The sequence below is a fragment of the uncultured Campylobacter sp. genome, assembly GCF_938045535.1.
Lineage (GTDB): Bacteria > Campylobacterota > Campylobacteria > Campylobacterales > Campylobacteraceae > Campylobacter_B.
In genome coordinates this window covers 1-3,638 of sequence record NZ_CALIMQ010000316.1, presented here as the reverse complement: position 1 = coordinate 3,638, position 3,638 = coordinate 1, and the positions used below count along the sequence as shown (strand labels likewise).

Below are 3,638 nucleotides of genomic sequence, written 5' to 3'. Positions count from 1 at the left end.
TTTTTAAAAATCTTTGCAAACAATATTTCTTCCCTTTTATATCTTAAATTATTTATGTAGCTAAAGAATATATTTCTCCAATATTCTGCTTCTATTTCTATTTTATTTCTTATTAAAGTATCAAGATAAATTTCTTCATTACTTTTATTTAAGTTAAATTGTATAACCTCTCCTGATGAGTCTTCTAACTCAACTTTATTCAAATTCTTATCTATATAATAGTTAAATATTATATTTCCTATCTTTCCAATCTGTAATTTAAAATATTCTGAATCACTCTTTATAATTTCATTCATAAAATCTGAAATTGTAAATCTAACCTTTTTCATTTTTATCCCCTCATTTTCTTTTAATCTGTTTATATAATATACAATTTTAAAAGAATATTCAAGGAATTAATCAGGCTTTGAATTTGTTCCCTAAGAAAATTTATGATTCTTGAAAATACTATAAATTTTGAAAATTTTTTATAAAATCAATCACGCTAGGCTCTAGCCCCGCTCGCGGCGGATCGATCAAGACGTGCGAAAAATCGTAGCTGAAAATATCGATCCCCTTTAGCCGCTCAAACTCGCGCCTGCGCGCAAACGCGCTCATCAGCTCATCCGCGCTAAGGCGGACGAATTGCGCGTTGCAAACGCCGTTGAGCTCGCAGTTTATGCGGGCATTCTCAATCGAGCTTTTTGAAATTTCGCTCGCCAGCACGCGGTTAAATTTAGCCGCAAGCGGGATGGTGAAGTTGCCGTGCCCGCAGTACAGCTCCAGCAGATCGCGCGCGGCGGAGTTTTCCGGGCGCACGGCATGTTTTTCGCAGCTCGAATTTTGCGGGGCAGACTGCTCATGGCTCGAATTTTGCGCGATGAGTTTTTCGCAGGCTGAATTTTGCACGCAATGCTTTTCGCAATCTAAATTTTGCGCGATCAAATTCTGTTCGATGAAATTTTGCGCGGCGGAATTTTGCGCATCCAAATCCTTGCGAGTGGAATTTTTATCCGTAGAGCTCTCGTCTGTGGAGGCACAGTTAAATTTCACTGAATTTTCGCCGCTAAATCTCGCTTGCGCAGAATTTGATGGAGTAGAATTTCGGCAAGCGGCATCCAATTCGGTAGAATTTTCAGAAGCGAAATTTCGATCTACAGAATTTTGCGCAGCAGATTGCTCGCAGCCGTGATTTTGCGCGACATAATTCTCCACTACGGAATTCTTTGCGGCGAAATTCTGCGCGGCGCACACCTCGCTCGTGCCCTCTTTGCCGAAGTCCACGCAGCTTCTCGCCCAGGCGATCATCTTTTCGTTCACGCCGCGGTTGGGCTGGATGAAGGCGTTTTCTCCGAAGCGAAATTTATAAACTCGCCCGTCCACGCAAAGCTCGTCTGTGAGGCTTAGCTCGCCGCTTAGCAGCTTCTGTCCGCGCGCGCGAGCCATGACCCCGATGCCAAGCTTGTCCGCCAGCTCGCAAATCGCCCCCTGCTCGCGCTCGCCCAGGCGCTTGTGATAAAGCAGAGTCGCCAAAATCCCGCTAGCACACGAGATAAACTCGACGCCGAAGAGCCTTTCTTTTAAAGCTTCGCTCCGTCTAAGCGCCTCTAGCAGCCGCGGCATTAAATTTGCGATAGGAAGCGCTACCTTGGGGCATTCGTTAATTAAAATTTTCTTACTACGTGCGCCGCCCATCGTGTAGGCAAGATCAAATGCGCTATGCCAAATATCGTGCCAGATGCCAAATTCCGCCCTGATACGGTAATTTTGCGGCTGTGAGGCAAAAAATTCAAACTCGCCGTCAAAAAATTCTCTGAACTTATCACTTATCAGACGCTTTTTGTATGAAATTTGATCCTCATAGGGCTCGCCGAGCGTACAGCTGCCGCAACTACCGAAGCTTTCGCAATTCATACATCCACTCTTTTACCCACCACGCGCAGTAAAAGAATGATAGCCACGATACCCAAGATCAGACATCCCCACACGCTAAGCCCAAAGCCCGCAGGCAGGTAGCCGCAAACAATACTGATGCCGCAAACGACCAGCGCATAGGTCATCTGCGTACTTACGTGCTCGATGTGATCGCAGCCCGCGCCCATCGAAGAAAGGATCGTCGTATCAGAAATCGGCGAGCAGTGATCGCCAAAGATCGCTCCCGTAAGCACCGCGCTGATATTTACGCACATAAAAACGTGAAATTCCTCGCCGCTAAGTCCGTATTTTTGCCCCACGGCGTGAGCAAGAGGCACGGCTAAAGGTGTGACGATGCCCATAGTACCGAAGCTTGTGCCCGTTGAAAATGAGATAAACGAGCTAAGCACGAAGATCACGATCGCAAGAGCAAAGCGCGGCGTAGCGTCGCTTAGAAGCTCGACTAGGTAGCGCGAAGTGCCTAGCTCTTTGATAACCGAGCTAAGCGACCACGCAAAAAGCAGGATTATGACGGTATTTAGCATGCTTTTCCAGCCGCCGACCCAGACCTCGATCGCCTCTTTGACGCCGTAAATTTTTTGCGCGATTCCCAAAACGACGGCGATGATCGACGAAAATAGCGCGGATTGAAACAGCACGACCGAGGCGTCCGCTGCGCTAAATGCGGTGCGGATCGAGGTAAAGCTAAGAGGGGCTGCCTTGACCGCCTCCAAAGCCTCGCCCTCCAGCGAGCTGTAGCCATTAAAATAAAACCCGATGACGGAAAGGACGATCATCGCTCCTAGCGGGATTATCGCGTTTAGCTTGCGAAGCGCGACGCCCTCTTTGGGTACAAAAATTTGATCCTCTAAATTTTTAATCTTAAAATCCGCAGCTCCGCTCTTGCCGCCGCGAGATGCGATCTCTGCGCGATACATCGAGCCAAACTCCCTACTCATCACGGCAGTAGCGACTACGAAAAAGATCATGAAAATATTATAAAATCTATACGGGATCGTCTCAACGAAGACGGTGAAGGCGTTTATGTTTTCTATGCCGATCTGTGAGTAGGCCTCTTTGATCGCCGAAATTTCGACTCCGACCCAGGTGGAGATCACCGCGATGCCGGTAATCGGCGCTGCGGTCGCGTCGATGATGAAGGCGAATTTCGCGCGCGAAATTTTAAATTTATCCATAAGCGGCCGCATGATAGGGCCCACGATCAGCGCGTTTGCGTAATCGTCGAAAAATATCACGATACCCATCAGCCAGGTGTAAATTTGACCCAAAACGGGAGTGTCTGCGTGCTTGCTAAGCCAGAGCGCAAGCGCCTTCGTGCCGCCGCTTTTAGTCACCAGAGCGATGAGCCCGCCGATACACATGACCTGAAGCAAAATGCCCGCATTCCACGTATCAGCCATCGATTTTACCATGCGGGAGCACAGATCGGTAAAAGCGAAAAGCGCCGAAGCTGCGATATTTTGATCGACCATACCGATAAGAAAGGTTCCGCTTAGCACGCCCAAAAACAGCGACAAAATCACGTCCTTGGTGATGAAAGCAAGCACGATTGCCGCAACCGGCGGGATAAGCGTCAGCACGCCGTAAAGCTCGCTGTTTCGCACGGCGGGCTCCACGTCCGCAAGCGCCAGCGCGGGCAAAAAAATCGCCGTAAAGATAAGCAAATTTTTCAACATTTTAATCCTTGATGATTGATAAAATTTTAAAATTTAACCTCCGATCGG

Annotated in this window: 2 protein-coding genes and 2 pseudogenes; all 4 read right to left on the bottom strand. The window is 47.7% G+C overall.

The genetic code is table 11. The features are described 5' to 3' along the window. Positions 1-329, bottom strand: a 329-nt coding sequence (locus tag Q0095_RS09790) for a hypothetical protein (protein ID WP_297883334.1), incomplete at its 3' end; no start/stop codon positions are given. Positions 330-450: 121 nt separating this feature from the next. Then, positions 451-888: pseudogene (locus Q0095_RS10315) on the bottom strand (methyltransferase domain-containing protein); the annotation flags it as partial. A gap of 333 nt (positions 889-1,221) precedes the next feature. Next, positions 1,222-1,893, bottom strand: a pseudogene (locus tag Q0095_RS09780) (tRNA (uridine(54)-C5)-methyltransferase TrmA); the annotation flags it as partial. Continuing rightward, complete coding sequence (locus tag Q0095_RS09775) at positions 1,890-3,590, bottom strand: Na+/H+ antiporter NhaC family protein (RefSeq protein WP_297883333.1); 1,701 nt, start codon at positions 3,588-3,590, stop codon at positions 1,890-1,892. The pseudogene Q0095_RS09780 and the gene Q0095_RS09775, both read right to left, overlap by 4 nt. Between the last annotated feature and the right edge of the window lie 48 nt (positions 3,591-3,638).

Bases quoted from the DNA above. Each gene is read 5' to 3' on its own strand.
- Q0095_RS09775 (WP_297883333.1), bottom strand. From the start codon at position 3,590: ATGTTGAAAAATTTGCTTATCTTTACGGCGATTTTTTTGCCCGCGCTG.